The following is a 26,351-nucleotide window of genomic DNA, read 5'->3' on the forward strand; positions in this document are numbered from 1 at the left end:
GATGGGACTCGAAGAACGTCTGCCCGGCGGCATCCTGCTGTCCACTGTCGAGAAGGTCGCAGGGTACGTGCGCAAAGGGTCGCTCTGGCCCGCCACCTTCGGGCTGGCCTGCTGCGCCATCGAGATGATGGCCACCGCCGGCCCGCGGTTCGACATCGCCCGCTTCGGCATGGAACGGTTCTCCGCGACACCGCGTCAGGCCGACCTGATGATCGTCGCGGGCCGCGTCAGCCAGAAGATGGCGCCGGTGCTGCGCCAGGTCTACGACCAGATGGCCGAGCCCAAATGGGTGCTGGCCATGGGTGTGTGTGCATCCTCCGGCGGCATGTTCAACAACTACGCCGTCGTGCAGGGCGTCGACCACATCGTGCCGGTCGACATCTATCTGCCGGGCTGCCCGCCGCGGCCCGAAATGCTGCTCAACGCAATCCTGAAGCTGCACGCCAAGATTCAGGAGATGCCCTTGGGCGTCAATCGAGCCGAAGCCATCGCCGCGGCCGAGGAAGCTGCCCTGCAGGCACGACCCACCATCGAGCTGAAGGGACTACTGCGGCCATGACCGACACACCCAACGGCGCAGAGGCGACGGGTTCGGAGATCATCGGGACCCGGCGCGGCATGTTCGGCGTGCGCGGCAGCGGTGACACGTCGGGTTACGGCCGGTTGGTCCGGGAAGTGGCGCTGCCCGGCAGCTCGCCGCGGCCGTACGGCGGCTACTTCGACGACGTCGTCGACACGTTGGCCGCCGCACTCGGCCAGGACCAGTTCGCCGCCGCCATCGAACGTGTCGTGGTGTTCCGCGACGAGCTGACCATCGAGGTGCGCCGCGAGCATCTGGTGGCGGTGGCCCAGGCGCTGCGCGACGAGCAGAGATTCGAGTTGTGTCTGGGAGTTTCCGGGGTGCACTACCCCGACGACACCGACCGCGAGCTGCACGCCGTCTATCCGCTGATGTCCATCACGCACAACCGCCGCATTCGCGTCGAGGTGTGCGCTCCGGATGCCGATCCGCATGTCCCGTCGCTGTACTCGGTGTACCCGACCACCGACTGGCACGAGCGCGAGACCTACGACTTCTTCGGCATCATCTTCGACGGCCACCCGGCGCTGACCCGGATCGAGATGCCCGACGACTGGGTAGGACATCCGCAGCGTAAGGACTACCCACTCGGCGGCATACCCGTCGAGTACCACGGCGCGAAGATTCCGCCGCCGGACGAACGGCGGGCCTACAACTGATGACTCTGGACAACGAACCCGATGGCCGCGAGCGCGTGGTCACCGTCGGCGGTCAAGACTGGGCCGACGTCGTCGCCGCGGCGCGCGAGAGCGCCGTCGCCGGCGAACGCATCGTGGTCAACATGGGACCGCAACATCCGTCCACCCATGGCGTGCTGCGGCTGATCCTGGAGATCGACGGCGAGACCATCACCGAGGCCAGGTGCGGAATCGGCTACCTGCACACCGGAATCGAGAAGAACCTCGAATACCGCACCTGGACGCAGGGCGTCACGTTCGTGACGCGGATGGATTATCTGTCACCCTTCTTCAACGAAACCGCGTACTGCCTGGGCGTCGAGAAGCTGCTCGGCGTGACCGACGATATTCCCGAGCGTGCCAACGTCATTCGGGTCATGCTCATGGAGCTCAACCGAATCTCGTCGCACCTGGTCGCACTCGCCACCGGCGGCATGGAACTGGGCTCCATGTCGGCAATGTTCTTCGGGTTCCGGGAACGCGAACTGGTGTTGTCTGTCTTCGAGACCATCACCGGACTCCGGATGAACCACGCGTACATTCGCCCGGGCGGGCTGGCCGCCGACCTGCCCGACGAGGCGCTGCCACAGCTGCGGGAACTGCTGCAGCTGTTGCCGAAACGGTTGCGCGACATGGAAAACCTGCTCAACGAGAACTACATCTGGAAGGCCCGCACCCAAGGGGTCGGGTACCTGGACCTTACCGGCTGCATGGCGCTGGGCATCACCGGACCGGTGTTGCGGTCGACAGGCCTCCCGCATGACCTGCGCAAGTCGCAGCCCTACTGCGGATACGAGTCGTATGACTTCGACGTCATCACCGATGACCAGTGTGATGCCTACGGTCGCTACATCATTCGGGTCCGCGAGATGCACGAGTCCATCAAGATCGTCGAGCAGTGCGTAGAGCGATTGAGCAAGACTGGCCCCGGACCCGTGATGATCACCGACAAGAAGCTGGCCTGGCCGGCGGACCTGAAGGTCGGCCCCGACGGCCTGGGTAACTCGAAGGAGCACATCGCGAAGATCATGGGCTCATCCATGGAGGCCCTGATCCACCACTTCAAGTTGGTCACCGAAGGTATCCGGGTACCGGCCGGGCAGGTGTACGTCGCGGTCGAATCGCCTCGCGGCGAGCTCGGCGTGCACATGGTCTCCGACGGCGGCACCCGGCCGTACCGGGTGCACTACCGCGATCCGTCATTCACGAATTTGCAGGCGGTGTCGGTGATGTGCGAGGGGTCCATGGTCGCCGACGCCATCGCCGCGGTGGCGTCGATCGACCCGGTCATGGGAGGCGTGGACAGATGACCGCCATCGAACTCCGTCTCGGGCCACGTCCGGACGAGCCCGGCCCGCCCATCGGTCAAGGGCCGCAGTCCTATTCGACAGAGGTGAGCACGAGGCTGGCCGCCGATGCGGCCGCGATCATCGCCCGCTACCCCAGCGCGCGCTCGGCATTGTTGCCGCTGCTACACCTCGTCCAGTCGCAGGACGGCTATCTGACGCCGGCCGGAATCTCTTTCTGCGCTGCGCAATTGGACCTCAGCACGGCTGAAGTCACCGCTGTCGCCACCTTCTACTCGATGTACCGGCGAACCCCCACCGGTGAATATCTCGTCGGGGTCTGCACCAACACGTTGTGCGCCATCATGGGCGGTGACGCCATCCTGGAGACACTCGAAGAACACCTCGGCCTCGGCGCCGGCGAGACCACCGCCGACGGCCGGGTCACGCTGGAACACATCGAATGCAACGCCGCCTGCGACTACGCCCCGGTCGTCATGGTCAACTGGGAGTTCTTCGACAACCAAACCCCCGGTTCCGCCCGCGAACTCGTGGACGCACTGCGGGCCGGCGGTCCGGTGATGCCCACCCGCGGCGCAACCCTCTGCACGTTCAAGGAGACCGCGCGGATCCTCGCCGGGTTCCCCGACGAGCGGCCCGGCAGCAACGACTTCGAACCGGGCGCGGCCACCCTGGCCGGGTTGCGGATCGCCGAGGAGCGCGGGATGGAGGCGCCCCAATGACCTCGACGGGACTGACGCCGGTACTGAGTCGGCATTGGGATCAGCCCCAGTCATGGACGCTGCAGAGTTACGTTCGGCAGGGCGGCTACCAGGCCCTGCGCGCCGTGCTCCGGAAGCAGCCCGCCGAAGTCATTGCGCTCGTGAAGGATTCGGGCCTCCGGGGCCGCGGCGGCGCGGGCTTCCCGACAGGGACGAAATGGTCGTTCATCTCCCCCGACGACGGCCGCCCGCATTATCTGGTGGTCAACGCCGACGAATCCGAACCCGGGACGTGCAAGGACATCCCGCTGATGCTGGCCTCGCCACACGCGCTGGTGGAAGGCGCCATCATCGCGTCGTACGCCATCGGCGCCCGGCACGCCTTCATCTACCTGCGCGGTGAGGTGGTTCCCGTCCTGCGCCGGCTGCAGGGCGCCGTGGCCGAGGCCTACGCCAACGGCTATCTCGGCACCAATATCGCCGGCACCGGCTTCGACCTGGACCTGGTGGTCCACGCCGGCGCGGGCGCCTACATCTGCGGCGAGGAGACCGCATTGCTCGACTCACTGGAGGGCCGGCGCGGCCAACCCCGTTTGCGCCCACCGTTTCCCGCGGTCGCCGGGCTGTACGCCTGCCCGACGGTGGTCAACAACGTCGAGTCGATCGCCAGCGTCCCATCCGTGATCCGCCACGGTGTCGACTGGTTCCGGTCGATGGGATCGGAGAAGTCGCCCGGCTTCACGCTGTACTCGTTGTCCGGCCATGTCGCGCGGCCGGGACAATACGAAGCACCCCTGGGAATTTCGCTGCGTGAGCTCCTGGAGTACGCGGGCGGGGTCCGGGCCGGCCATCAGTTGAAGTTCTGGACCCCCGGCGGATCGTCGACACCGATGCTCACACCCGAACATCTGGATGTGCCGCTGGATTACGAGGGCATGGCCGGGGTCGGTTCGATGCTGGGCACCAAGGCGCTGCAGATTTTCGACGAGACCACCTGCGTGGTGCGCGCGGTGCGGCGCTGGACCCAGTTCTACGCGCACGAATCCTGCGGCAAGTGCACCCCCTGCCGGGAGGGCACGTACTGGCTGGCCCAGATCTACGCCCGGCTGGAGAGCGGGCAGGCCGAGGCTGCTGATCTGGACAAGCTGCTCGACATCTCCGATGCCATCCTCGGCAAGTCGTTCTGTGCGCTGGGCGACGGAGCCGCTAGCCCGATCATGTCCTCGCTCAGGTACTTCCGCGACGAGTACGTCGCCCACCTGAGCGGCGGCTGCCCCTTCGATCCGCACGCCGCCACGGTCTTCGCCACGGAAGGAGCGGGCGCATGACGGTGACTGAGCCGGCGAAGGACGCGACAGCCGTCGAGATGGTGTCGTTGACCATCGACGACCAGCAGATCCGTGTGCCCAAGGGCACGTTGGTGATTCGTGCGGCCGAGCTCATCGGGATCCAGATTCCCCGGTTCTGTGACCACCCGCTGCTGGACCCCGTGGGTGCCTGCCGGCAATGCCTCGTCGAGGTCGAGGGTCAGCGGAAACCATTGGCGTCATGCACCACCACGGTCACCCCGGACATGGTCGTGCGCACCCAGCTCACGTCAGAAGCCGCCGACAAGGCACAGCACGGCGTGATGGAACTGCTGCTGATCAACCATCCGCTGGATTGTCCGGTCTGCGACAAGGGCGGCGAATGCCCCCTGCAGAACCAGGCGATGTCCAACGGCCGCGCCGATTCTCGCTTCGAGGACGTCAAGCGCACCTTTCCCAAACCCATCAACCTGTCGGCGCAAGTCTTGCTCGACCGGGAGCGCTGTGTGCTGTGCGCGCGCTGCACCCGGTTCTCGAATCAGATTGCCGGCGATCCGTTCATCGAACTGCTGGAACGCGGCGCGCTGCAGCAGGTGGGGATCGGCGCGGGAGGGGAAGCCGAACCATTCGACTCGTACTTCTCCGGCAACACCGTGCAAATCTGCCCCGTCGGTGCGCTGACGGGCACCGCGTACCGGTTCCGGGCCCGACCATTCGATCTGGTCTCGTCCCCCAGCGTGTGCGAGCACTGCGCATCTGGATGCGCGCAACGCACAGACCACCGGCGCGGAACGGTGTTGCGCCGCTTGGCCGGTGACGATCCGGAGGTCAACGAGGAGTGGAACTGCGACAAGGGCCGCTGGGCGTTCACCTACACCACCCAGGGCGACCGGATCACCACGCCGCTGATCCGCGAAGCCGACGGCACCCAGCGCCAGGCATCGTGGCCCGAAGCCGTCGCCGTCGCCGTGCGCGGGCTGGCGGCGGCCGGCGCCCGGACCGGCGTGCTCGTCGGCGGACGACTCACCACCGAAGATGCGTACGCATACGCCAAGTACGCGCGGATAGTGCTGGGCACCAACGACATCGACTTCCGCAACCGGGTACACAGCGACGAGGAAGCCCAGTTCCTGGCGGCCAACGTCGCGGGCTGGCCGATGCAGGTGACGTACGCCGACCTGGAAAAGGCGCCCGTCGTGCTGCTCGTCGGGTTCGAGCCGGAAGACGAATCGCCGATCGTGTACCTGCGGCTGCGCAAGGCATTCCGCAAGCACGGCCTCAAAGTGGTTGCGGTGGCGCCGTTCGCCAGCCGGGGCCTGGAGAAGATGGGTGGCACCCTGATCTCCGCCGCACCCGGCCGCGAACCCCGTGCTCTCGACGCCATCGAGGTGTTGCCGCCCGGTTCGGTCATCCTCACCGGCGAGCGGCTGGCCGGTGTCCCGGGCGGATTCTCCGCGCTGGCCCGGTTGGCCGAGCGGACAGGCGCAGGCGTCGGTTGGGTGCCGCGGCGGGCCGGCGAGCGCAGTGCGCTGGAAGCCGGTGCAGCCCCGAATCTGTTGCCCGGCGGGCGTTTGGTGACCGATCTGCCGTCTCGAACCGAGGTGACCGTCGCCTGGAATGTGGACGAACTCCCGGACGCACCGGGCCGCGACACCACCGCGATCCTGGCCGCCGCAGCCGACGGCGACCTGGAAGCCGTCTTGGTCGCCGGCGTCGAGCTGGCCGACCTGCCCGACCCGGAACTGGCTCAGCGGTCACTCACCGCTGCGAAGTTCGTGGTGAGCATGGAGGTGCGCCGCAGCGCCGTCACCGACCTAGCGGACGTCGTGTTCCCGGTCGCACCGGTGGTCGAGAAGGCCGGCAGTTTCGTCAACTGGGAAGGGCGGCGCCGGTCGTTCGGTGCCGCACTGCCAGCCGCTACCCGTGCGGACATGGGAGTGCTGGCCGCGCTGGCCGACGAGCACTGCATCGATCTGGGTCTGCGCGACGTCGCGACGGTCCGCGACGAGATGAACCGACTCGGGTGCTGGACCGGACCACGGCCTGCCGCACCGGAATTCACTGCTCCGCCGAACCCGGTGCCAGGACCCGGCCAGGCCGTTCTCGCGGGCTGGCGGATGTTGCTCGACGCCGGCCGGATGCAGGACGGCGAGCCACACCTGGCCGCCACCGCACGTCCGGCGGTCGCCCGACTGTCGCCTGACACCGCCGCGAGCGTCGGAGCCGGGGACACGCTCATGGTGAGTACAGAGCACGGCAGTATCACCCTGCCGCTCGAGATCACCGATATGCCGGCCGGTGTGGTGTGGCTCCCGCTGAACTCGCCCGGATCGACCGTGCACCCGACACTGCGCGTCGCCCCGGGCGTGGTCGTCTCGATCAGCGGAGCGGCCTCATGAACTATCCCGACCTCTCGTCCTTCGGTCTCGACCCGTGGTGGCTTGTCCTCGCCAAAGCACTCGGCGTTTTCGTGTTCCTGCTCCTGACGGTGCTGGTCGCGATCTTGCTCGAACGCCGGGTACTGAGCTGGATGCAGATGCGCATCGGGCCCAACCGGGTGGGTCCGTTCGGGTTGCTCCAGAGCCTGGCCGACGGCATCAAGCTCGCCCTGAAGGAAGGGCTGGTCCCGGCCGGGGTGGACAAGCCGATTTACCTTCTGGCGCCGATCATCTCGGTGATCCCGGCGATCATGGCATTCGCCGTCATCCCGATGGGGCCACTGGTCCGCGTCTTCGGACACGAGACCCCGCTGCAATTGACCGACCTGCCGGTCGCGGTGTTGTACGTCCTCGCGGTGACCTCGATCGGGGTGTACGGAATCGTATTGGCGGGCTGGGCGTCCGGCTCCACCTATCCCCTGCTCGGCGGGCTGCGGTCCAGCGCACAGGTGATCTCGTACGAGATCGCGATGGCGCTGTCGTTCGCCGCGGTGTTCCTGTACGCCGGCACCATGTCGACGTCCCAGATCGTCGCCGCGCAGCAGGGCCGCTGGTACGTCTTCCTGCTGCTGCCGTCGTTCCTGATCTACGTCGTCTCCATGGTCGGCGAAACCAACCGGGCGCCTTTCGACCTGCCCGAAGCCGAGGGCGAGTTGGTCGGCGGTTTCCACACCGAGTACTCGTCACTGAAGTTCGCGATGTTCATGCTCGCGGAGTACGTCAATATGACGACGGTGTCCGCATTGGCCACCACCCTGTTCCTCGGCGGCTGGCAGGCCCCATGGCCTTTGAGCCTCATCCCCGGAGCCAACACCGGATGGTGGCCGCTGCTGTGGTTCATCGGCAAGGTATGGGCTTTCCTGTTCCTGTTCATGTGGCTGCGCGCCACGCTCCCCCGGCTGCGCTACGACCAGTTCATGGCGTTGGGCTGGAAGGTGCTCATCCCGATCTCCCTGGCATGGATCATGATCGTCAGTATCGTGCGCACCCTGCGTCTGCAGGGCTACGACAGCTGGCCCGTCGTGCTGGCGTTCGCCGCCGCCATCGCCGTGGTCGCCATCGCCGGTGCGCTGTGGAACACCATGCGGCGCAGGACCGCTCACCCGGCTGCCCCAGCCGCCGAACCGCCGCCCGGCGCGTTCCCGGTACCGCCCATCCCGGCCAAAGAGGTACACCATGCCCAGTAGGCCCAAATTCATCGAGGCCATCGCCGGCTTCGGCGTCACCTTCGGGACCATGTTCAAAAAGCCGGTCACCGAGCAGTATCCCGAGAAACCCGGTCCGGTCGCGCCCCGCTATCACGGCCGGCATCAACTCAACCGCTATGACGACGGCCTCGAGAAGTGCATCGGCTGCGAATTGTGCGCCTGGGCCTGCCCGGCGGACGCCATCTTCGTCGAGGGCGCGGACAACACGGACGGGACGAGCGAAGCGACGGGGGAAATAACACAGTCACAACGCTTTTCGCCCGGCGAGCGGTACGGCCGGGTGTATCAGATCAACTACCTGCGGTGCATCGGCTGCGGGCTGTGTATCGAGGCCTGCCCCACCCGTGCGCTGACCATGACCAACGACTACGAGATGGCCGACGACAACAGGTCCGACCTGATCTACGGCAAGGACAAGCTGTTGGCGCCTCTCGAGCCCGGTATGACCGCACCACCACACGCGATGGCCGAGGGCAGCACCGACGAGGACTACTACCGCGGCAACGTCACCGCCTCAGGTGTTTCGCGGCCCGCCGCCGACGAACGAGCTCGGCGAGAGGCGGCCAAGTGACCGGAGAGGCCGTGACATTCTGGGTGCTCGGCACCGCGTCGGTGCTCGGCGCCATCGCCATGGTGGCCGCACCCAAAGCGGTGTACTCGGCAATGTTCTTGGCCAGCACCATGATTAGCCTCGCCGTCCTGTACATTGCCCAGGACGCGGTGTTTCTCGGCGTCGTGCAGGTGGTGGTCTACACCGGCGCCGTCATGATGCTGTTCCTGTTCGTTCTCATGCTGATCGGCGTCGATTCGGCTGATTCGCTGGTCGAAACCATTCGGGGACAACGCATTGCCACCGTCGTGGCCGGCGTCGGCTTCGGCATCGCGGTGATGGCCGGCATCGGCAGCCTCGGCACGTCGTATGTCGGTTTGGAGCACGCGAACCGAGCCGGCAACGTCCAGGGTCTGGCGGTGCTGATCTTCACCCGCTACCTGTGGGCGTTCGAGACCACCAGCGCGCTACTCATCACCGCCGCACTGGGTGCCATGGTGCTGACCCACCGCGAACGGTTCGAGCACCGAAAGACCCAGCGCGAGCTGTCAATTGAGCGGTTTGCCGCGGGCGGACATCCGACGCCCCGGCCGAACCCTGGGGTGTACGCACGGCACAACGCCGTCGACATCCTGGCCAAGCTTCCCGACGGTGCGGACGCCGACATGTCCGTCAGCGCCGTCCTACCTCGGCGCAGCATCTCGACCGACGATGGGAATGCCGTCAGCGCACGCGAGGAGCAGGGAGGCTCATGAATCCCACCAATTACCTCTATCTTGCCGCACTGCTGTTCACCATCGGCGCGGCTGGTGTGCTGGTGCGCCGCAACGCCATCGTCATGTTCATGTGCATCGAATTGATGCTCAACGCCGCCAATCTGGCGTTCGTCACGTTTTCCCGCATGCACGGCGGGCTCGACGGTCAGGTGGTGGCGTTCTTCACCATGGTGGTGGCTGCGTGTGAGGTGGTGGTGGGACTGGCGATCATCATGACCATATTCCGGACCCGGCGATCGGCGTCGGTGGACGCCGCGAGCCTGCTGAAGCAGTGACCATGACGACCTCGGTGTGGTTGCTGATCGCGCTGCCCCTGGCGGGCGCGGCAATATTGCTGCTCGGCGGGAAGGCCACCGACGCGTGGGGCCACCTGCTCGGTTGCGCCACGGTGGTCGGCGCCTTCGGAGTCGGTGCCACCCAGTTCGTGGCAATGTCCGGTCGCGGCAACGACTTCCGGATGGTGCACGAGACGCTGTTCTCCTGGGTTCCGGTCGCCCAACTCCAGGTCGACTTCGGGCTGCGGCTGGACCAGCTGTCCGTCTGCTTCGTCCTGCTGATCACCGGTGTCGGGGCGCTGATCCACATCTATTCGATCGGCTACATGGCGCATGACCCGGCCCGGCGCCGCTTTTTCGCCTATCTCAACCTGTTCGTCGCGGCGATGCTGCTGCTCGTCCTGGCCGACAACTACCTGGGCCTGTACGTCGGGTGGGAAGGCGTCGGCCTGGCGTCGTACCTGCTGATCGGGTTCTGGTCGCACAAGCCGTCGGCGGCGACGGCCGCGAAGAAGGCATTCGTCGTCAACCGGGTCGGTGACATCGGGCTGGCGCTGGCCCTGGCGGCCATGTTCGCCCACACCGGAACACTCTCCTACGCGGGTGTTTTCGCCAACGCGCCGCATCTCGCCGCAGCGACCACCACGCTCATCGGTCTGCTGTTGCTGCTGGCCGCGTGCGGCAAGTCGGCTCAGGTGCCGCTGCAGTCGTGGCTCGGGGACGCCATGGAGGGTCCCACGCCGGTGTCAGCGCTCATCCACGCGGCCACCATGGTCACCGCGGGCGTGTACCTCGTGGTGCGGTCGGCACCGATCTTCAACCAGTCCGCCGACGCCCGGCTGGCGGTCGCGATCGTGGGAGCGGTCACGCTGTTGTTCGGCGCGGCGATCGGCTGCGCCAAGGACGACATCAAGAAGGCCCTTGCCGCGTCGACCATGAGCCAGATCGGCTACATGATGCTGGCGGCGGGGCTCGGTCCGGCCGGCTACGCGCTCGCGATCCTGCATCTGCTGGCCCACGGCTTCTTCAAGGCCGGCCTGTTCCTCGGCGCCGGGTCGGTGATGCACGCCATGGACGACGAGACCGACATGCGCCGCTACGGCGGGCTTCGCACCGCCATGCCCGTCACGTTCGCCACGTTCGGCATGGGGTATCTCGCGATCATCGGGGTGCCGCCACTGTCCGGGTTCTTCTCGAAAGATCCGATCATCGAGACCGCATTCGCTGTCGGCGGCACCAGAGGCCTGCTGTTCGGTGGCGCCGCGCTGCTGGGCGCGGGCATCACCGCGTTCTATATGACCCGCGTCATGCTGATGACGTTCTTCGGGGAAAAGCGTTGGCGCGCCGAGGCGCATCCCCATGAATCGCCGTCGGTCATGGCCTGGCCCATGGTGTTGCTGGCCGCCGGGTCCATCGGTGCGGGCGCGCTGCTCGCGGTCGGCGGAGCGTTGGAACACTGGCTCGAGCCCATCGTCGGTTACCAGGAACTCGAGCACACCGTTCCGGCTTGGCTGCTCACCGTCGTCACTCTCGCGGTGGTCGGTGTCGGCGTCGCGATCGCGTATCGGATGTATGCGCGGCAACCCATCCCGGTGAGTGCGCCGGTCAACGTCTCCGGGCTGACTGTCGCTGCCCGCAATGATCTGTATGGCGACGTGTTCAACGAGCGGGTGCTGATGGTGCCGGGCCGGCGACTGACCGATGACCTGGTCGACTTCGACGACGTCGCGGTCGACGGCGTCACCCGGGAGCTCGCGGGGCTGGTGCGCAGCGGGTCGCAGGACCTTCGGCGCTGGCAGAACGGGTTCGCCCGGTCGTATGCGTTGTCCATGTTGGCCGGAGCGGCATTGCTTGCGGCCGCCATTCTCGCGGTGAGGGTGTGGTGACCGGAATGTGGTGGCTGACGGCGTTGTGGGCCGTCCCGATGGCCGGCGGTGCGGCAGTAATCCTCTTGCCTGCCGCGGCACGTGCTTTCGCGCGCTGGGCGGCATTTGCGGTGTCGCTGGTCGTGTTCGCCATCGCGCTGATGCTCACGCTGCGGTTCGATCCGGCCGGGGCGCGCTACCAGTTTGTCGAGAACCATCCGTGGATCCCGTCGTTCGGCACCGGATACATCCTCGGGGTCGACGGTGTGGCCCTCGTGTTGGTCGCGCTGACGGCGGTCCTGGTGCCGCTGCTGATCATCGCCGGCTGGCATGACGGTGACGCGAACGACGCGGGCGCGCAGGCCAAGTCGACACATGCCTACTTCGCATTGATCCTCGCCGTCGAGTCGATGGTGCTGATTTCCCTGGTGTCGCTGGACATCCTGCTGTTCTACGTGTTCTTCGAGGCCATGCTGATCCCGATGTACTTCCTCATCGGCGGTTTCGGCGCGGACCGTCCCGCGGCGTCGAAGGCCGCGGTGAAGTTCCTGCTGTACAACCTGTTCGGTGGCTTGATCATGCTGGCCGCAGTCATCGGGCTGTACGTGGCCACCGCCAACAGCCCGCTCTTCGCGCACGGCACGTTTGATTTCCGTGCCGTCGCGGACGCCGCGCGGGGCGGCACCCTGAACGTCAGCCCGGGTTTGGCCAACGCACTCTTCGGCGGATTCATGTTTGCGTTCGCGGTCAAGGCACCCCTGTGGCCGCTGCACCGGTGGCTGCCCGACGCGGCAGTGCACTCCACCCCGGCCACCGCCGTCCTGATGATGGCCGTCGTCGACAAGGTCGGCACCTTCGGCATGCTCCGGTACTGCCTACAGCTGTTCCCCCAGTCCGCGGCGATATTCCGGCCGTTGATCATTGCGCTGGCGGTCATCGGTATCGTCTACGGGGCCATCGTGGCCATCGGTCAGACCGACGTCATGCGCCTGATCTCCTACACCTCGATCTCACACTTCGGCTTCATCATCCTGGGCATCTTCGCCATGACCGAGCAGGCGCAGTCCGGCGCCGCGCTGTACATGGTCAACCACGGCCTCTCGACGGCCGCGCTGTTCCTGATCGCCGGGTTCCTGGTGTCCCGCCGGGGATCTCGGGCCATTGCCGACTACGGGGGTGTGCAGACCGTCGCGCCGGTCCTGGCCGGCACATTCCTGGTCGCCGGGCTCGCCACCCTGTCGTTACCGGGCCTGGCACCGTTCATCAGCGAATTCCTGGTCCTGGTCGGCACGTTCATCCGCTACCCGGCCGTCACGGCCGTCGCGGCCACCGCGCTGGTGCTCTCCGCCCTCTACATCCTGTGGATGTACCAGCGCATGATGACCGGCCCCGTCGCCGACGGCAACGACAAGCTGCGCGACCTGGTGCCTCGCGAGCTGGCCGTGGTAGTACCGCTGGTCGCCCTTTTGGTCGTGCTGGGCGTCTACCCGAAGCCGGCGCTCGACATCATCAATCCCGCTGTCGGCCATACCTCGTCGAGCACTGCCCAGGGGGTCGCCCGGTGACACCTATCCCCGCGCCGTCCGTCGAATACGGCCTGCTGTCGCCGATGCTGGTCGTCTTCGGGGTCGCCCTGGCCGGCGTCCTCGTGGAGGCCTTCGCGCCGCGCTCGGCACGCTACCGCGCCCAGGTCATCTTGAGCATCGGCGGCCAGGTGGCGGCGTTGATCGCGGTGGTTTCCCAAGCGCTGCACCTGGGTTCAGCGATCGGCCGGCCCGCGGTCCTCGGTGCCATCGCCATCGACCGGCCGGCATTGTTCCTGCAGGGCACCTTGCTCGGTGTCGGCGTGCTGGCGACCCTGCTGATGGCCCAACGGGTTTCCGACGGCAGCGGGCTGGCCGCGTTCACCCCGCAGGCCTCGACGGTGCCCGACAGCGCCGCCGAACAGGTCGCGCTCAAAGCGGGTGTGGTGCAGACCGAGGTGTTCCCCCTTGCGATGTTCGCGCTCGGCGGCATGATGCTGTTCGCCGCCTCGGATGATCTGCTGACGATGTTCGTAGCGCTCGAGGTGCTGTCTCTGCCGCTGTACCTGATGTGCGGCCTGGCTCGGCGGAATCGGCTGCTGTCGCAGGAAGCGTCGCTGAAATATTTTCTGCTGGGCGCATTTTCGTCGGCGTTCTTTCTCTTCGGCGTCGCGATGCTCTACGGCTACTCGGGCAGTCTGAGCCTGTCGGGCGTCGCCGCCGGCCGCGGACCGGCTTCCCTCGGACTCATCGGCATCGCGCTCCTCTGCGTGGGCCTGTTGTTCAAAGTCGGTGCGGTGCCGTTTCATTCGTGGGTGCCCGACGTGTATCAAGGCGCACCCACACCCGTGACGGCCTTCATGGCGTCGGCCACCAAGATCGCCGCGTTCGGTGCGCTGCTGCGGGTCTGCTACGTCGCGCTGCCGGCCCTCGCCGACCACTGGCGGCCGGTGCTGTCGATCATCGCGGTGCTGTCCATGGCGGTGGGCACGGTGATCGCCATCGCGCAGGATGACGTCAAGCGCATGCTGGCGTATTCCTCGGTGGCACATACCGGTTTCATCCTCACCGGCGTGATCGCACTCAACGGCAGCGGATTGTCGGCGTCGTTGTTCTATCTGTTCGCCTACGGGTTCAGCACGCTCGGTGCGTTCGCGGTGGTGAGTGTGGTCCGCCGCACCGACGGCGATGAAGAAGGCGACCTGCGCCGCTGGGCCGGGCTGGGACGGCGGAATCCGTTCTTCGGTGTGGTGTTCGCACTGTTTCTGCTTGCCTTCGCCGGCATTCCGCTGACCAGTGGGTTCGTCAGCAAGTTCGCGGTCTTCAAGGCCGCGGCCGAAGGTGGCGCCGCGTCATTGGTGGTCATCGGTGTCATCGTCAGTGCCGTCGCCGCGTACTTCTACGTCCGGGTGATCGTCCTGATGTTCTTCACCGATCCGGTCGACGACGCACCGGAAATCCAGTCGGGCAGCCTCAGCACCGCGATGATCGGGCTGACGGCGTTCGTGACGCTGGCACTCGGCGCGGTCCCGCAGCCGGTGCTGGATCTGGCCAACCACGCCGGTCAGTTCTTGCGGTGAGCCGCTGGGAGGTGAGCATCCGGTGATCGGCGATCGTTGGGGCGTCACCGATGCTGAAACTCGGGCCGAATACGACTGTGACCGCTACGTCACCAACCCGTCGGTCGAAGCGTGGCGTGGTGTCACGGTAAACGCGACACGAGAACGCTTGTGGCTTTGGCTCCTTCAGGTTCGTCTGGCGCCGTACTCGTACGACTGGATCGACAACCTCGGGCGTCGATCGCCGCGCGAGCTGCACAACCTCACCGACCCTGAGTCCGGCGATCCGTTCAGCGCCAGCGCCGGCCGCCCGCTGGGCAGAATTGTCGGCGTCGACCATCAGGTGCAGTTGACTGCGCAGATCATCGGTGCCTACATGTCTTATCGGCTCACCCCGATCGACAATGACAGAACGCGGCTGGTACTGAAAGTCGCAGCGCCGCAGTCGTTACGACTGGTCGCACCACTGCTGTCGCTGGGGGACCTGGTGATGGCGCGGCGGCAATTGCTGAACCTCAAGCTGCTCGCCGAGCAGTAGCAGACGGCCGACCCTGACATTCCCTCACATCGGGGAGCCAATCGCGCAACGACACCACATTGGTTGTGAAATCGGAGATTTCAGCTCATCATGCTGATGTGACCGAGTGCGATCAAGCCACGCCGAGTGGAGTCCACCCACTATTGGCGGAGCGGTTCAGCCCCGTGTGGTTCGATCGGAATGCGGCCCTGAGTAACGCTGAGGTCGACGTGCTACTCGACGCTGCCCGGTTGACTCCGTCGGCGGGCAACTCCCAGCCGTGGATGTTCATCGTGGGGCGCCGTGACGACCCGATCCACCGGCGGATCGCGGGCCACCTGGCGCCCAGCTCGGCTCGGTGGGCTCTCGATGCCGCGCTGCTGGTGGTGAATCTGGCTCATCTCCTCGTCGAAGACACGGACTGGGAGTACTCCGAGTTCGCGCGGTACGACCTAGGCCAGGCAGTCGCCCACATGACGATTCAGGGTTTGGTCATGGGACTCGGTGCGCATCAGTTCAGGGCATTCGATCGTGACGCCGTTGCGCGTGAATTCGAAGTCCCGGCCGAATGGGAGGTGACGTCGATGACGGCTTTGGGTTCAGCCGGTCGCGCGCCAGACGGAACGACGGCGCCGGCCCTGAGCCGCGCCCGGCTGTCACGACACGAAATCACCTGGAGCAGAGCGTAGTCATCTCCGATGGTGAGTGACGGGGCGAGGTTCCGGCCGCTCGCACCACGGACATGCGCGAAGCACTGACTGCGTTCCGAGAGCAGCGCCCTCCGGTCTTCACTGGTACCGGCCCTGCTCCGTGATTTGCGTTCCGGTCACCGGACAACTCGCTGTCGTCGTGACTCCGGAATCTGCGGAGATAGAGGAGTCGAACAGCCTGCGAAAAAGCAACTTTCGCGTTGCGGGCCGAGCATTTCGCGCGCTCGGAAGGTGCGTCGGCCTGGCGCGAAGGATGCCATTCGCCCTGCAACCGCGTATCGAAGGAGCCGACGATGCCACAGACCGGCCCTCGGAGTACCGCGCCGACCAAGCAGTTCTTGAGGGACCCGTCCCGGCGAGAAGAACTCCGCGAGCGGATCGTGTCGGCCGCGACAACACTGGCAGTCCTCGGCGACGGAGAATGTCAAATACGTTCAGTCGCGACCGCTGCCGGTATAGCGCCGAGCACTGTATATCGGTACTTCACGTCCAAAGACGATTTGCTCTTGGCATGCCTTCACCGATGGGTCAGCGACTTCTCCGCCTCCATGGACGCGAGTATCGACGGCTCCGACTTCCACCGCGGAAATTTAGAGGTTGCCAGGATGCTCACCGTTTCTTTGTGCGCATCCCCTCGGTTCACCGAAGCGGTAATCCGGCCGTACCTGTACGCACACGGAGAGGCCTCTGCCCTGGCCGACATCGTGCGCCAGCAGCTGATCGAAATCTTTTGCACAGCCTTGCACGACAGACGACCGTCGCAGCTGCACCGGAGCGTTGCTGAGGTACTCACCGACATTTGGGTCACCAACGTCGTGGCCGTCAGCCAACAGCGCGCGACCCTTGACGACGTGATGCATCGCCTCAGCTTGGTGGTCAACGCGCTGTGGGACAACGCGAACGAGGTAGATCCCGGCGCTGCACGGCCGGACTCTGGCGAGGACGCCGTCGCGTGACTTGAACTACCTCGCGGAGTGCTCGGCGCCCGCGCCCTCAGGTTGTACCTTTTCCCGCTCACCGAACGAGGCGGCCGACCACCGCCGAAATCCCGGTGGGAGGGAATCGCGATGGCGGGGCCCGAAGCTCGCCTGCCAGTCTTCCTCGGTGGGACGTGTCCCGGGTCACATCGACTCGCATGTCCCGGTAGAGAAACGGAGTACGTCATGCCGCAGCGATCGTTCGCCGGTCCGTTGCAAGCGGTCGGAGGGTTGTTCGCCATGACGGCCGACGCAACCAAATTCGCGTTCCGGCGGCCCGTCCAGTGGCGCGAATTCCTTGACCAGTCATGGTTTGTCGCGCGGGTGTCTCTGGCACCCACACTTCTCGTCGCGATCCCGTTCACCGTGTTGGTGTCCTTTACTCTCAACATCTTGCTCCGCGAACTGGGAGCGGCCGATCTCTCTGGAGCCGGCGCCGCGTTCGGTGCAGTCACACAGGTCGGCCCCATGGTGACGGTGCTGATCGTGGCCGGCGCCGGCGCCACCGCAATGTGTGCAGACCTGGGATCGCGCACCATCCGGGAAGAGATCGACGCCATGGAGGTGCTCGGCATCAATCCGGTCCAGCGACTGGTAACTCCCCGCATGCTGGCCTCCGGACTTGTAGCACTGCTCCTCAACAGTCTTGTGGTCGTCATCGGCATTCTCGGCGGATACCTGTTCTCGGTATTCGTCCAGGATGTGAACCCCGGTGCTTTTGCCGCCGGCATCACGCTGCTCACCGGCGTTCCCGAGGTCATCATCTCCTGCGTCAAGGCGACACTGTTCGGCCTCATCGCTGGCGTTGTGGCCTGTTACCGCGGACTCACCATCTCCGGCGGCGGAGCCAAAGCAGTCGGCAACGCCGTCAACGAGACCGTCGTATATGCGTTCATGTCGTTGTTCGTGGTCAACGTGGTGGTCACCGCCATCGGAATCCAGATGACCACCCGATGACGCGAACCACAGCACCGCTCCGGTCCACCTACCCGCGGCTGACCCGCGCCGTGCAGACGCCCGCGAAGATCAGCGCCGACATCGGCGACCACATTTTGTTCTACGGTCGAGCAATTGCGGCCGTGCCGTACGCCGCGGCGCACTACCGCCGGGAAGTAATCCGCCTCATCGCTGAAATCAGCATGGGCGCAGGCACCTTGGCGATGATCGGTGGCACCGTCGTCATCGTCGGATTTCTGACCCTGGCCACGGGCGGAGTCCTGGCGATCCAGGGATACAGCTCGCTGGGCAACATCGGCATCGAAGCGCTCACCGGATTCCTGGCCGCATTCATCAACGTCCGGATCTCGGCGCCGATCGTCGCCGGCATCGGCCTCGCGGCCACCTTCGGCGCCGGTGTCACCGCCCAGTTGGGCGCGATGCGGATCAACGAAGAGATCGATGCGCTGGAGTCCATGGGGATCCGATCCGTCGAATACCTCGTGAGCACGCGCATCGCGGCCGGAATGCTGGCGATCACCCCGCTGTACGCCATTGCCGTGATCTTGTCCTTCCTCGCGAGCCAGTTCACCACCGTGGTGCTGCTGGGGCAGTCCGGCGGCCTCTACAACCACTACTTCGACACTTTCCTCAACCCCATCGACCTGCTCTGGTCATTTCTCGAGGCCGTCCTGATGGCCCTGGCGATCCTGCTGTTGCACACCTACTACGGCTTCTTCGCCGGCGGAGGGCCGGCCGGTGTCGGCGTAGCGGTCGGCAACGCCGTCCGCACCTCGCTGATCGTGGTCGTCTCCATCACGTTGCTCATCTCACTGGCCATCTACGGGTCCAACGGCAACTTCAACCTCTCAGGCTAAGCAGGCATCGAATGTCACGCGACTCATTACGTTTGCTCACCGGCGTTGCTGCGATGGGCGTTACCGCCGCGCTCGTGGTCGGCGCCGTGGTGTTGTTCCGCGGTGGCGCAACCGCCACCGCACCAGTCACAGTGCTGTCTTCGCGCGTGGGACTGATCATGAACCCCGACGCCAAGGTGAAACTGCATGGCGCCCAAGTAGGCAAGGTAGCCGCCATCGAAGACCTACCGGACGGCAGCGCCGCTATCCATCTGGCGATGAATCCTGGCTACCTGCAGCTGATTCCGGCCAACACCGGAGTACAGATCGTGTCGAGCACTGTGTTCGGCGCCAAGTACGTCGACCTCGTCCCACCGGCGGAACCATCTGCCCAGCCGCTGCACGCGGGACAGGTTCTCGACGCCAGCCACGTCACCGTCGAGATCAACACGGTGTTCGAGCATTTGGTCGACGTGCTGTCCCAGGTCCAACCCGAAAAGCTCAACGAAGCACTCGGGGCCATGGCGCAGGCCCTGGGCGGCCGCGGCGACAAGCTGGGTCAGACGATGGTCGATTTCGACGCCATGCTCACCAAGATCGATCCCAGCCTTCGCGCGATGAGCCAGGAAATCGCCACGGCCCCAAAGGTACTCACCGCATATGCGGACGCCGGTCCCGATCTGATGAGTGCCGCACGCAACGCATCGCAGCTCAGCGACACCATCGTCGAACGCCAACAGGACCTCGACAAGGTACTGCTGAGCGCCATCGGATTGGCAGACATCGGCAATGACGTAGTCAGCACCAACAGCAACGCGATCATCGAGGCAATGCACGTATTGGTGCCCACAACCAATCTGACCAATCAATACAACGAAGCGCTCACCTGCGCGCTCAAGGGCATGGAGCCGCTTGCCATGGGACCGCCGCAACCGTTGCCCGGCATCATGCTGCTGGACTCGTTCCTGCTCGGCACAGAGCGCTACCGCTATCCGGGTAACCTGCCGAAGGTCGCCGCATCGGGCGGTCCCCAGTGCATGGACCTACCCAACGTGGGGTTCGGGCAGCGGCCGCCGTTCGTGGTCACCGACATCAACGCCAACCCCGCACAGTACGGAAATCAAGGGATCCTGTTGAACTCCGATGCCCTCAAACAAGCCCTGTTCGGCCCGCTCGACGGACCGCCGCGCAACACTGCTCAGACAGGGCAACCAGGATGACACGTCACAACTCGACCGCCCTCAAGTTCGGTGCGTTCGGTATCACGATGCTCCTGGTGACCGCAGCGCTTTTCGCAATCCTCGGGCAATACCGAACCGGCTCGACAAACAGCTACTCAGCCGTGTTCACCGACGCGTCCAGCCTGAAAACCGGTGATTCTGTACGAGTCGCGGGTATCCGCGTCGGTACGGTCAACGACATCGCACTGCGATCTGACAACACCGTGGTCGTAGGTTTCGATGCCGACCGCGACGTCGTGCTGACCACCGGCACCAAAGTCGTTGTGCGTTACCTCGATCTTGTGGGCAACCGATACCTGGAGCTGGTGGACAGCCCTGGGTCGACAAAAATTCAGCAGGCGGGCACCCAGATCCCAGCTGACCGTACGGAGCCCGCGCTGGACCTCGACCTGCTACTGGGCGGCCTCAAACCCGTCATCCAGGGACTCAACGCCCAGAACGTCAACGCGCTGACCAACTCGCTGATCCAGATTCTGCAGGGCCAGGGCGGAACCATGGAATCGCTGATGGCTCAAACGACTTCATTCACCACCGCACTGTCCGACAACGGGCAGACCGTTCAGCAGTTGATCGACAATCTGAACGCTGTCGTGGCGACCGTCGCCAAGGACGGCGACAAATTCTCTGGCGCCGTCACCCGCCTGCAACAGCTGATCACCGGCCTGTCGCAGCAACGCGACCCGATCGGCGATGCGATCACCGCGCTGAACAACGGAACGGGTTCCCTCTCGGAACTCATGACGCAGGCCCGCCCGCCTCTCGCCGGAACGGTGAACCAGCTCAACCGCGTGGCGACACTGCTCGACAATGACAAAGACAAGGCCCGTATGGATCTCGCGCTGCAGAAGGCGCCCGCCAACTACCGCAAACTGGTCCGCCTCGGCGCTTACGGCAGCTTCATCAACCAGTACCTGTGCGGCTTGAATGTCCGCGTGACGGATCTGCAGGGCCGCACCGCGTACTTCCCCTGGATCATGCAGAACACCGGACGTTGCGGGGAGCCCTGATGCTGAAATACCGCGGATCGCAACTGATGCGCACCGGATTCATCGGTTTGGTGCTGATCATCCTCATCATCGCTATCGGCCTGCAGCCGCAGAAACTATGGTCGTGGGCCACATCGATCAGGTACCACGCGGTGTTCGCCGACGCCGGCGGACTGTCCCCCGGAAACGACGTCAAGGTCTCTGGAGTCACCAAGGGCACAGTAAGCGCCATCACCCTCAGTCGGGGAAAAGCCCTGGTGACGTTCACTCTCGATGGCACGGTCACTCTGGGCACACAGACCACTGCCCACATCAGGACGGGCACTGTCCTCGGCGCCCGGATGATGACCTTGGAACCGGCGGGAACCGGCAGTCTGCGCCCCGCCGACACCATCCCGCTTGCCCGCACCGGGTCTCCCTACTCGCTCACCGATGCCGTCAGCGACTTCACCACCAACACGGCCGACACCGACACCGCAGCACTCACCCACTCGCTGGACACGCTTTCCGACACCATCGACCGCATGGCCCCACAGCTGGGACCGACATTCGATGGACTCACCCGCCTGTCCCGAACGCTCAACAGCCGCAACGAATCCCTGGCCGCGCTACTCAAAAATGCGGCCGACGTAACCGGCATTCTGTCGCAACGCAGCGCGCAGGTGAACACCCTGCTGCTCGATGCCAACGTGCTCACCGGAGTGCTCGACCAACGGCGCCACGCGATTGTCAATCTGCTGGCCAACACGTCGGCACTTTCTCAGCAACTGTCCGGACTCGTCCACGACAACGAAAAGGTCCTCGCGCCGACCCTGCAGAAAGTCAACTCCGTCACCGCGATTCTCGAAAAGAACCGCGACAACATCGCCAAGGCCCTTGCCGGGCTGGCCAAATATCAAGTCACGCAGGGCGAATCGGTGAACAACGGTTGGTATTACAACGCCTTCGTCGGCAACCTCATCCCCTCACAGACCATCCAACCATTCCTCGACTACGCCTTCGGATTCCGCCGCGGCACCAACACCGGCCAGCCCGCCGACAACGCAGGTCCGCGCGCCGAGTTCCCCTGGCCCCACAACGGTATTCCGGGAGGCCACTGATGATCATCCGCCATCGCAAACCATTGACCCGCGTCGCGGCCGCCCTGCTGGTGGTGCTGGCGCTCGCCGGCGGCGTGCTGCTGGTGCGGCAAACCGTCTTCCGTCCCACCACCATCACCGCGTACTTCACCTCCGCCACAGCGATTTATCCTGGCGACGAAGTCCGCGTCGCCGGCGTCAAAGTGGGAACGATCACCGGCATCGAACCGGCCGGCAGCCAGGCGCGGCTGACGCTTGCGATCGATCACGGAGTACCGATCCGAGCAGACGCGAAGGCGATCATCATGGCGCAGAACTTGGTGGCCGCCCGATACGTGCAGTTGGCGCCCGCGTACGAGGATGCCGGTCCCACAATGGCCGACGGTGCACAGATTGGCGTTGACCGGACCGCGGTGCCGGTGGAATGGGACCAGGTCAAAGACCAGCTCATGCGGTTGGCCACCGACTTGGGGCCAGTCAGTGGTTCCTCTGCCACTTCGCTGAGCCGTTTCATCGACAGCGCCGCTACCGCGATGGATGGCAACGGCGAGAAGCTGCACCAAGCGATCAGCCAACTTTCGGGGATCGGACGAATATTGGCGCACGGCAGCGGCAACGTCGTCGAGATCATCAAGAATCTGCAGACGTTCGTCACCGCGCTGCGCGACAGCAACGCCCAGATCGTCGAGTTCCAGAACCGCCTCGCGAGTGTCACCAGTGTCGTCGACGGTGCGCGGTCCGATCTCGATGCCGCCCTGACCAATCTGGCGTCCGCCGTCGGGGAGGTCCGGCGCTTCGTCGCAGGTACCCGCGATCAGACCGTGGAACAGTTGCAGCGGTTGACGAACGTCACCCAGAACCTCGTCGACAACAAACTCAAGCTGGAAAATGTGCTGCACGTGGCGCCCAACGCCATCGCGAACGGCTACAACATCTACAACCCTGACAGTGGCACAGCCGTCGGCGCTTTCGCGATGTCGAACTTCGCCGATCCAGTGTCGGTGGTGTGCTCAGCCATCGCGGCCGTCAAGAATGCCACGGCAGCAGAATCATCGAAGTTGTGCGCACAGTATCTCGGCCCGGCATTGTCTCTGATCAACTTCAACTACCTCCCGCTGCCGACGAATGTCTATCTGCGCAAGGCACCGAGCCCGGAGAATCTCGTATACACCGATCCCAAACTCGCCCCAGGCGGAAGCGGCGCCCGTGCCGAGTCCCAAACCGAGCCCCCGGCAGTATCGGCATACACCGGCGCCAACGACGTGGCACCCCCTGCCGGGTGGGGCGCGCCACCCGGGCCTCCAGGTGCATACGTGCCCAACGGATTACCGGCAGATCCAGCACCCGCATTGTTCCCCGGCGCGCCGATCCCCCAACCATCGGCCGGCGCCGCGCCCTCGCCACAGACACCCACTGTGCGGGACCTGCTCCTTCCCGCAGAAGCCGCGCCCGCGCCCGCAGCGCCGAACCCAGGAGGCACCCCGTGATGACCCGACGGGCCCTGACCCGCCTTACTGCGATATCGGCCTGTTCCCTGGTGTCGATCACCGGCTGCGCGTTCCACGGACTGAATTCGCTGCCGTTGCCGGGTACGGTGGGACGGGGCTCCGACGCCACGACCTATCACGTGGAGCTCGCCAATGTGGGGACGCTGGAAGCAAATTCGCCCGTCATGATCAGCGACGTCATCGTGGGCAGCGTGGCCAAGATGGCAGTGCGCAACATGCATGCCGACGTCGAGGTGTCGGTCAAACCTGGCACCGTAGTCCCCGCGAACGCGGTTGCCACAGTAGGACAAACCAGTCTGCTCGGGTCCATGCATCTGGCCCTGGACCCGCCCCCGGGACAGCCATCCTCCGGTCGGCTGTCGCCCGGCGCCACCCTGGAGCTGAACCGGACATCGACATACCCGTCGACGGAACAGACGTTGTCGTCGCTGGCAGTCCTCGTCAACGGCGGCGGGCTCGGCCGGATCGGTGAACTGGTCGCCGAGACCAACAAAGCGCTGAACGGTAGGCAAGACCAGATCCGCGACCTGCTCACCCGACTCAACAATGTGGTCGGCATCTTCGCCGATCAGCGAGACGACATCAATGCCTCCATCACCGCGCTCACTCGCCTGGCCGGGACCATGGCCGGGCAGAGCGACGTAATCACCCAAGCCCTGCAACGGATCCCGCCCGCACTGGATGTCCTGATCAGAGAACAGCCCCGCATCACAACCGCCATGGAGAAGTTCGGTGTGTTCAGCAGCACCGCGACCAAGCTGATCAAAGCCACCCAAGACGACTTGGTCACCAACCTGCGCAACCTTGAACCGACCCTGCGCGCACTGGCCGACGTCGGGCCGAATCTGGGTACCGTCCTGGCATTTGCGCCAACGTATCCCTACCCGCAGAACTTCATCGACCGCGGTATTCGTGGCGACTACCTCAACGAATTCATCACCTTCGATTTCACGATCCCCCGGCTCAAGCGCGGATTGCTGCTGGGCACCCGCTGGGGCCAGGAAGGAGCCCCCTTGGTTCCCGCTCCCGGCGACCCCTGGTACGCCAACTACACCAAGGATCCGCTGGGCACATTGCTGACCGCTCCGCCGAAAGCCGTTGCAACGCTGCCGGCTCCGTCACCCGCCGGCCCCGCAAATCTGAACGGAGGCGGCAACTGATGCTGACTCGCTTCGTACGCATTCAGCTGGGCCTCTTCGCCGCCGCCTCGATCGTCGGTTTGGCGGTGATGCTGGTCGTCTACCTACAGGCCCCCACCTTGCTGGGACTCGGGCGCATGACGGTCAGCCTGCAGCTGCCGGCGACCGGAGGGCTGTACCGGTTCTCCAACGTCACCTACCGCGGCGTGCAGATCGGCAAGGTCACAGATGTCCGGCCCACCCGTGACGGTGCCGTCGCCACCCTGTCACTCGACCAAGCGTCCAAGATCCCCGCGGATTTGCACGCCGCAGTCCTGAGCGTGTCCGCCGTCGGCGAGCAATATGTCGACCTGCAACCCCATAACGAGGCAGGCCCCTACCTGCACGACGGATCGGTCATTCCTGCGGCGAAAACATCGATCCCCCAAGCCGTCGGACCGATGCTCGATCAAGCCAGCGCGCTCATCAACAGCATCCCGAAAGACAAGATCAGTCCACTGCTCGACGAAACATTCAAGGCGTTCAACGGCTCTGGTTACGACGCCGGGTCCCTGTTGGATTCCTCGTCGAAGTTGATCGCAGACGCGAACAGCGTCAGCGACCAGTCCCGAGCGCTCATCGATGACAGCAGACCCTTGCTGGATGGACAGGCCCGATCGGTCGATGCCATCCGCACCTGGGCCCACGGCGTCGCTGGAATCAGCCGGCAACTGGTCCAGAACGACCCGCAGGTGAGAACGCTCCTCAAGGAGGGGCCAGGCGCAGCGGACGAGGGCTCCCGCCTGTTCAACCAGGTGAAGCCTACTCTGCCGCTGCTCTTGGCCAACCTGACAAGCCTCGGCCAGGTGGCCGTGACCTACCACCCGTCCCTCGAACAGCTGTTGGTGCTCCTGCCACCTGTGGTGTCGTCCACCCAGTCGTACGGCGCACCCAAGAACAATCCGACGGGCATGGCGATGGGCGACTTCACCCTGAACATCAGCGATCCGCCGGCCTGCACAGTCGGCTTTCTGCCGCCGTCGTCATGGCGCTCACCGGAAGACACCAGTGACATCGACACCCCCGACGGGTTGTACTGCAAGCTGCCGCAGGATTCGCCGATCGGCGTGCGTGGGGCACGTAACTATCCGTGCATGGGGAATCCCGGAAAGCGCGCTCCCACAGTTGAAATCTGCGACAGTGACAAGCCTTTCGAGCCGTTGGCGATGCGTCAGCATGCGCTGGGGCCGTACCCGATCGACCCGAACCTGCTCGCCCAGGGGATCCCGCCGGATTCTCGGGTTGATCACGACAGCACGATCTACGGGCCCATCAACGGAACGCCGGGACCGGCAACCGCTCAGCCGCCAACCGGCGAGCCCGCGCCGGACGCTCCCCCACCGCCCCCGGGCGCCACGCCTGCGCCAGTAGCGCCGAGCGCCTTCAGCTCCAAGAATTCGGCGGGGCCGTCGGTCGCCATCGCCACCTATGATCCCGCCACCGGCCGTTATGCCGCTCCCGACGGCGGGGTCTACCGTCAGAAAGATCTGGCTCCGCAGAGTGGTCAACGAACGTGGCGGGACCTGTTCACAGCCTGACGTGTATGACCTTGGGGCCGGCACAATCTCAGAATGTGCCGGCCCCAAAAAACTCAGC

At 65.3% G+C, this 26,351-nt stretch carries 24 protein-coding genes and 1 pseudogene; all 25 read left to right on the forward strand.

What is annotated here, in order from left to right; all coding sequences use genetic code 11:
- Position 1: 1 nt before the first annotated feature.
- Positions 2-559 (forward strand): NuoB/complex I 20 kDa subunit family protein, encoded by a 558-nt coding sequence (locus ACX12F_RS19155; RefSeq protein WP_459366069.1) that lies wholly within the window; start codon positions 2-4, stop codon positions 557-559.
- On the forward strand, positions 556-1,239 hold the full coding sequence (locus ACX12F_RS19160) for an NADH-quinone oxidoreductase subunit C (RefSeq protein WP_459366070.1): 684 nt from the start codon (positions 556-558) through the stop codon (positions 1,237-1,239). The genes ACX12F_RS19155 and ACX12F_RS19160 overlap by 4 nt, the downstream gene beginning before the upstream one ends.
- Positions 1,239-2,567 carry an NADH dehydrogenase (quinone) subunit D gene (gene nuoD / locus ACX12F_RS19165; RefSeq protein WP_459366071.1) on the forward strand — a complete coding sequence of 443 codons (1,329 nt, stop codon included), beginning with the start codon at positions 1,239-1,241 and terminating at the stop codon, positions 2,565-2,567. Before ACX12F_RS19160 ends, nuoD begins: the two co-directional genes overlap by 1 nt.
- Entirely contained in the window at positions 2,564-3,286 is a 723-nt protein-coding gene (nuoE, locus tag ACX12F_RS19170) for an NADH-quinone oxidoreductase subunit NuoE (RefSeq protein WP_459366072.1), read from the forward strand. Before nuoD ends, nuoE begins: the two co-directional genes overlap by 4 nt.
- The gene (nuoF, locus tag ACX12F_RS19175) at positions 3,283-4,593 is read left to right on the forward strand and encodes an NADH-quinone oxidoreductase subunit NuoF (protein WP_459366073.1); all 1,311 of its coding nucleotides are present in this window, start codon (positions 3,283-3,285) and stop codon (positions 4,591-4,593) included. The genes nuoE and nuoF overlap by 4 nt, the downstream gene beginning before the upstream one ends.
- On the forward strand, positions 4,590-6,971 hold the full coding sequence (locus ACX12F_RS19180; protein ID WP_459366074.1) for an NADH-quinone oxidoreductase subunit G: 2,382 nt from the start codon (positions 4,590-4,592) through the stop codon (positions 6,969-6,971). The genes nuoF and ACX12F_RS19180 overlap by 4 nt, the downstream gene beginning before the upstream one ends.
- Positions 6,968-8,197 carry an NADH-quinone oxidoreductase subunit NuoH gene (nuoH, locus tag ACX12F_RS19185; RefSeq protein WP_459366075.1) on the forward strand — a complete coding sequence of 410 codons (1,230 nt, stop codon included), beginning with the start codon at positions 6,968-6,970 and terminating at the stop codon, positions 8,195-8,197. The genes ACX12F_RS19180 and nuoH overlap by 4 nt, the downstream gene beginning before the upstream one ends.
- Complete coding sequence (nuoI, locus tag ACX12F_RS19190) at positions 8,187-8,789, forward strand: NADH-quinone oxidoreductase subunit NuoI (RefSeq protein ID WP_459366076.1); 603 nt, start codon at positions 8,187-8,189, stop codon at positions 8,787-8,789. Before nuoH ends, nuoI begins: the two co-directional genes overlap by 11 nt.
- The gene (locus tag ACX12F_RS19195) at positions 8,786-9,523 is read left to right on the forward strand and encodes an NADH-quinone oxidoreductase subunit J (RefSeq protein ID WP_459366077.1); all 738 of its coding nucleotides are present in this window, start codon (positions 8,786-8,788) and stop codon (positions 9,521-9,523) included. The genes nuoI and ACX12F_RS19195 overlap by 4 nt, the downstream gene beginning before the upstream one ends.
- A complete protein-coding gene (gene nuoK, locus ACX12F_RS19200) occupies positions 9,520-9,819 on the forward strand; it encodes an NADH-quinone oxidoreductase subunit NuoK (RefSeq protein ID WP_459366078.1) in 300 nt (99 codons plus the stop codon). Before ACX12F_RS19195 ends, nuoK begins: the two co-directional genes overlap by 4 nt.
- 2 nt (positions 9,820-9,821) lie before the next feature.
- The gene (gene nuoL / locus ACX12F_RS19205) at positions 9,822-11,705 is read left to right on the forward strand and encodes an NADH-quinone oxidoreductase subunit L (RefSeq protein ID WP_459366079.1); all 1,884 of its coding nucleotides are present in this window, start codon (positions 9,822-9,824) and stop codon (positions 11,703-11,705) included.
- Positions 11,699-13,249 carry an NADH-quinone oxidoreductase subunit M gene (locus ACX12F_RS19210; RefSeq protein WP_459366080.1) on the forward strand — a complete coding sequence of 517 codons (1,551 nt, stop codon included), beginning with the start codon at positions 11,699-11,701 and terminating at the stop codon, positions 13,247-13,249. The genes nuoL and ACX12F_RS19210 overlap by 7 nt, the downstream gene beginning before the upstream one ends.
- A gap of 44 nt (positions 13,250-13,293) precedes the next feature.
- Complete coding sequence (gene nuoN, locus ACX12F_RS19215) at positions 13,294-14,787, forward strand: NADH-quinone oxidoreductase subunit NuoN (RefSeq protein WP_459370427.1); 1,494 nt, start codon at positions 13,294-13,296, stop codon at positions 14,785-14,787.
- 22 nt (positions 14,788-14,809) lie between these two features.
- Positions 14,810-15,304 (forward strand): polyketide cyclase, encoded by a 495-nt coding sequence (locus ACX12F_RS19220; RefSeq protein ID WP_459366081.1) that lies wholly within the window; start codon positions 14,810-14,812, stop codon positions 15,302-15,304.
- Between the two features lie 164 nt (positions 15,305-15,468).
- A complete protein-coding gene (locus ACX12F_RS19225; protein WP_459366082.1) occupies positions 15,469-15,972 on the forward strand; it encodes a nitroreductase family protein in 504 nt (167 codons plus the stop codon).
- Between the two features lie 314 nt (positions 15,973-16,286).
- A pseudogene (locus ACX12F_RS19230) lies at positions 16,287-16,466 on the forward strand (hypothetical protein); the annotation flags it as partial.
- Between the two features lie 75 nt (positions 16,467-16,541).
- On the forward strand, positions 16,542-16,949 hold the full coding sequence (locus ACX12F_RS19235; protein ID WP_459370428.1) for a hypothetical protein: 408 nt from the start codon (positions 16,542-16,544) through the stop codon (positions 16,947-16,949).
- A 207-nt stretch (positions 16,950-17,156) separates the two neighbouring features.
- Positions 17,157-17,927: an MlaE family ABC transporter permease gene (locus tag ACX12F_RS19240; protein WP_459366083.1), complete on the forward strand. Its 771-nt coding sequence runs from the start codon at positions 17,157-17,159 to the stop codon at positions 17,925-17,927.
- On the forward strand, positions 17,924-18,784 hold the full coding sequence (locus ACX12F_RS19245) for an ABC transporter permease (protein WP_459366084.1): 861 nt from the start codon (positions 17,924-17,926) through the stop codon (positions 18,782-18,784). The genes ACX12F_RS19240 and ACX12F_RS19245 overlap by 4 nt, the downstream gene beginning before the upstream one ends.
- Positions 18,785-18,795: 11 nt before the next feature.
- Complete coding sequence (locus tag ACX12F_RS19250) at positions 18,796-19,983, forward strand: MCE family protein (protein ID WP_459366085.1); 1,188 nt, start codon at positions 18,796-18,798, stop codon at positions 19,981-19,983.
- The gene (locus tag ACX12F_RS19255) at positions 19,980-21,011 is read left to right on the forward strand and encodes an MCE family protein (RefSeq protein WP_459366086.1); all 1,032 of its coding nucleotides are present in this window, start codon (positions 19,980-19,982) and stop codon (positions 21,009-21,011) included. The genes ACX12F_RS19250 and ACX12F_RS19255 overlap by 4 nt, the downstream gene beginning before the upstream one ends.
- Positions 21,011-22,090, forward strand: a complete 1,080-nt coding sequence (locus ACX12F_RS19260) for an MCE family protein (RefSeq protein ID WP_459366087.1) — start codon at positions 21,011-21,013, stop codon at positions 22,088-22,090. Before ACX12F_RS19255 ends, ACX12F_RS19260 begins: the two co-directional genes overlap by 1 nt.
- Positions 22,090-23,556 carry an MCE family protein gene (locus ACX12F_RS19265; protein WP_459366088.1) on the forward strand — a complete coding sequence of 489 codons (1,467 nt, stop codon included), beginning with the start codon at positions 22,090-22,092 and terminating at the stop codon, positions 23,554-23,556. Before ACX12F_RS19260 ends, ACX12F_RS19265 begins: the two co-directional genes overlap by 1 nt.
- Complete coding sequence (locus ACX12F_RS19270; RefSeq protein WP_459366089.1) at positions 23,553-24,737, forward strand: MCE family protein; 1,185 nt, start codon at positions 23,553-23,555, stop codon at positions 24,735-24,737. The genes ACX12F_RS19265 and ACX12F_RS19270 overlap by 4 nt, the downstream gene beginning before the upstream one ends.
- On the forward strand, positions 24,737-26,293 hold the full coding sequence (locus ACX12F_RS19275; protein WP_459366090.1) for an MCE family protein: 1,557 nt from the start codon (positions 24,737-24,739) through the stop codon (positions 26,291-26,293). The genes ACX12F_RS19270 and ACX12F_RS19275 overlap by 1 nt, the downstream gene beginning before the upstream one ends.
- The last annotated feature ends 58 nt before the right edge of the window (positions 26,294-26,351 follow it).

This window comes from Mycolicibacterium sp. HS_4_1 (assembly GCF_054515875.1).

What these genes read in the sequence shown, in the direction of transcription:
- ACX12F_RS19245 (WP_459366084.1), top strand. Translation starts at nt 17,924, where the DNA reads ATGACGCGAACCACAGCACCGCTCCGGTCCACCTACCCGCGGCTGACC.
- ACX12F_RS19240 (WP_459366083.1), top strand. Translation starts at nt 17,157, where the DNA reads ATGCCGCAGCGATCGTTCGCCGGTCCGTTGCAAGCGGTCGGAGGGTTG.
- nuoE (WP_459366072.1), top strand. Translation starts at nt 2,564, where the DNA reads ATGACCGCCATCGAACTCCGTCTCGGGCCACGTCCGGACGAGCCCGGC.
- ACX12F_RS19180 (WP_459366074.1), top strand. Translation starts at nt 4,590, where the DNA reads ATGACGGTGACTGAGCCGGCGAAGGACGCGACAGCCGTCGAGATGGTG.
- nuoH (WP_459366075.1), top strand. Translation starts at nt 6,968, where the DNA reads ATGAACTATCCCGACCTCTCGTCCTTCGGTCTCGACCCGTGGTGGCTT.
- nuoD (WP_459366071.1), top strand. Translation starts at nt 1,239, where the DNA reads ATGACTCTGGACAACGAACCCGATGGCCGCGAGCGCGTGGTCACCGTC.
- ACX12F_RS19250 (WP_459366085.1), top strand. Translation starts at nt 18,796, where the DNA reads ATGTCACGCGACTCATTACGTTTGCTCACCGGCGTTGCTGCGATGGGC.
- nuoF (WP_459366073.1), top strand. Translation starts at nt 3,283, where the DNA reads ATGACCTCGACGGGACTGACGCCGGTACTGAGTCGGCATTGGGATCAG.
- ACX12F_RS19275 (WP_459366090.1), top strand. Translation starts at nt 24,737, where the DNA reads ATGCTGACTCGCTTCGTACGCATTCAGCTGGGCCTCTTCGCCGCCGCC.
- ACX12F_RS19255 (WP_459366086.1), top strand. Translation starts at nt 19,980, where the DNA reads ATGACACGTCACAACTCGACCGCCCTCAAGTTCGGTGCGTTCGGTATC.
- ACX12F_RS19235 (WP_459370428.1), top strand. Translation starts at nt 16,542, where the DNA reads ATGGACGCGAGTATCGACGGCTCCGACTTCCACCGCGGAAATTTAGAG.
- ACX12F_RS19265 (WP_459366088.1), top strand. Translation starts at nt 22,090, where the DNA reads ATGATCATCCGCCATCGCAAACCATTGACCCGCGTCGCGGCCGCCCTG.
- ACX12F_RS19160 (WP_459366070.1), top strand. Translation starts at nt 556, where the DNA reads ATGACCGACACACCCAACGGCGCAGAGGCGACGGGTTCGGAGATCATC.
- nuoL (WP_459366079.1), top strand. Translation starts at nt 9,822, where the DNA reads ATGACGACCTCGGTGTGGTTGCTGATCGCGCTGCCCCTGGCGGGCGCG.
- ACX12F_RS19155 (WP_459366069.1), top strand. Translation starts at nt 2, where the DNA reads ATGGGACTCGAAGAACGTCTGCCCGGCGGCATCCTGCTGTCCACTGTC.
- nuoI (WP_459366076.1), top strand. Translation starts at nt 8,187, where the DNA reads ATGCCCAGTAGGCCCAAATTCATCGAGGCCATCGCCGGCTTCGGCGTC.
- nuoN (WP_459370427.1), top strand. Translation starts at nt 13,294, where the DNA reads ATGCTGGTCGTCTTCGGGGTCGCCCTGGCCGGCGTCCTCGTGGAGGCC.
- ACX12F_RS19260 (WP_459366087.1), top strand. Translation starts at nt 21,011, where the DNA reads ATGCTGAAATACCGCGGATCGCAACTGATGCGCACCGGATTCATCGGT.
- nuoK (WP_459366078.1), top strand. Translation starts at nt 9,520, where the DNA reads ATGAATCCCACCAATTACCTCTATCTTGCCGCACTGCTGTTCACCATC.